Annotated in this window: 1 protein-coding gene and 1 pseudogene; both read left to right on the top strand. The window is 33.8% G+C overall.

Going from position 1 to position 2,740, the window contains the following annotated elements; translation table 11 throughout:
* The first annotated feature begins 59 nt into the window (after nucleotides 1-59).
* Nucleotides 60-833 carry a superoxide dismutase gene (locus tag AFK68_RS02960; protein WP_094671502.1) on the top strand — a complete coding sequence of 258 codons (774 nt, stop codon included), beginning with the start codon at nucleotides 60-62 and terminating at the stop codon, nucleotides 831-833.
* Nucleotides 834-2,557: 1,724 nt separating this feature from the next.
* Nucleotides 2,558-2,740, top strand: a pseudogene (locus AFK68_RS02955) (serine/threonine protein kinase); the annotation flags it as partial.

The following is a 2,740-nucleotide window of genomic DNA, read 5'->3' as shown; positions in this document are numbered from 1 at the left end:
ATACTTAATTAATAACAGGATTTTATAAATATCAACTACTGTTTTTTTGGTAACTAATAATGAATATTAATCGCCGTAATTTATTAATATTACTAGGTACAACTTTAGGGGTTATAACTCTAGATGGTTGTCAGATACCCCCTGATAATTCTTCTGCATCAGTAACTCCTTCTACTCTACCAAATGATACTAAGTTAGCTGAAAAATCTGGGGTATTTGAACTAACACCTTTGCCTTATCAATATGACGCATTAGAACCTTATATTGACAAGGAAACTATGCAGTTTCATCATGGTAAACATTATGCTGGTTATATTAAAAAGTTAAATGGGGCGATCGCTAATTACCCTGAACTTAAAGACAAGAGTGCTGAGGATTTATTGCGTGGTTTGAATGGTTTACCAAATGATATTCGTACTGCTGTACAAAATAATGGTGGTGGTTATGTTAATCATAAAATGTTTTGGGAAATTATGAGTCCTAATGGTGGGGGTGAACCTCAAGGGAAAATAGCTACTGCTATTGATGAAAGTTTTGGTAATTTTGATAGTTTTAAGGATAAGTTTAATGCTTCTGGTGGTAGTCGTTTTGGCAGTGGTTGGGTTTGGTTGGTTTTGGGTGAAGATGGAAAGTTGAAGGTTATTAGTACGGCTAATCAAGATAGTCCTTTTTTGACTGGGGATTATCCGATTATGGGTAACGATGTTTGGGAACACGCTTATTATTTGAGGTATCAAAATCGTCGCGGTGATTATTTGAAGGCTTGGTGGAATGTTGTTAATTGGCCGGAAGTTAATCGCAGGTATGAGGAGGGGTTAACAGTTATCAGTTAACAATTATCAGTTATCAGTTTTTAGTTGAATTAGTTTCAGCTTTTTTTTACTAGCAATGTTGAATAAAACTTCATGTGCATAGGCGAATAAACCCTACCAGTTTTTATGATATCAGAATTTTTGTCGGAATGCAACCGAAAATCCTTCGATGCGCAAATTTTTTTCAGGAGCTTCATAAAATGAAAATGTTCGTAGTTTTTGATTTAGGAGGGATGGATCGAAAGATTTGATGAGGGAAAAAATTTGGCGGTTATCTAGATTATTGATGCTTGGAAAAATTAGTTATAGTCATTTCAAATAAGGATGAACACTTTTTTGGCTGAACGCCTTTCTAGGTAAATAAATACTCATCCCAGTCTTATTCAGAATGACTATAATTTTGGAGAATTGAAATTTTCGGTGATGAGCAGAGATGTTTTTTCAGAGAGAAAATCAGGGGTAGATGTTTATGGAAGCTTCAGAGAATGAAAAGATTTATGATTCTCTCAGGGGAAAATTCCTGAATCAAAGTTATATTGAATAAAAAGTCATGCGTATAGGCGAGTAAACCCAACCAGTTTTTATGATATCAGAATTTTTGCGGGAATGCAACCGAAAATCCTTCGATGCGCAAATTTTTTTCAGGAGCTTCATAAAATGAAAATGTTCCTAGTTTTCCATTTAGGAGGGATGGATGGAAAGATTTGATGAGAGAAAAAATTTGCTACTTATCTAGATTATTGATGGATGAGAAAACTACTATTGAATTTTGAGCAATTAGAATTTTTGAGGGTAGGAGCAGAGATGTTTTTTCAGAATATTTGGCGCGAACCTTGAGAAAATCAGGGATAGATGTTTATGGAAGCTTCAGACAATGAAAAGATTTATGATTCTCTCTGGGGAAAATTCCTGAATCAAAGTTTAGTTGAATAAAAAGTCATGCATATAGGCGAGTAAACCCCACCAATTTTTATGATATCAGAATTTTTGCGGGAATGCAACCGAAAATCCTTCGATGCGCAAATTTTTTCAGGAGCTTCATAAAATGAAAATGTTCCTAGTTTTCCATTTAGGAGGGATGGATGGAAAGATTTGATGAGAGAAAAAATTTGCTACTTATCTAGATTATTGATGGATGAGAAAACTATTGAATTTTGAGAAATTAGAATTTTTGGGGAATATTTGGCGCGAACCTTGAGAAAATCAGGGATAGATGTTTATGGAAGCTTCAGACAATGAAAAGATTTATGATTCTCTCTGGGCAAAATTCCTGAATTAAAGTTTAGTTGAATAAAAAGTCATGCATATAGGCGAGTAAACCCCACCAGTTTTTATGATATCAGAATTTTTGCGGGAATGCAACCGAAAATCCTTCGATGCGCAAATTTTTTTCACGAGCTTCATAAAATGAAAATATTTGTAGTTTTCCATTTAGGAGGGATGGATGGAAAGATTTGATGAGGGAAAAAATTTGCTGGTTATCTAGATTATTGATGGATGAGAAAACAATTTAATTTTGAGAAATTAGAATTTTTGAGGGTAGGAGAGATAGCCAGAAAAATAGTCATTTATTAATTTAACTTATCCTCTAATTACTTCAGGAAATCTAAGGTTAGATTAAGTAGTTATAGTAGCTCGATCTACATCAGCTAGAAAATCTTGACTGTATAATTATAAGAAAGGCAAAAACATCCAAACTTCAGAATACTTACTTAAAGTTAGTCTAGCTATAAAAATTTACTAGCATGAAAAAATATCCAGACTTTACCAACTACGGCTATCAAATTAGTAAAGAATTAGGGCGTAATTTACAAGGCGGGCGAATTACATATTTAGCGAAATCCCTCACTTCAAATCGACAGGTTGTAATTAAGGAATTTAGATTTGCTCTTGCTGATGGAAGTTGGTCAGCTTTTAAAGCTTATCAA

This window comes from Hydrocoleum sp. CS-953 (genome assembly GCF_002260545.1).
Lineage (GTDB): Bacteria > Cyanobacteriota > Cyanobacteriia > Cyanobacteriales > Microcoleaceae > Trichodesmium.
This window is presented reverse-complemented; position numbering and strand designations above follow the sequence as displayed.

Coding starts and splice junctions, on each gene's coding strand:
- AFK68_RS02960 (WP_094671502.1), top strand. CDS start 60: ATGAATATTAATCGCCGTAATTTATTAATATTACTAGGTACAACTTTA.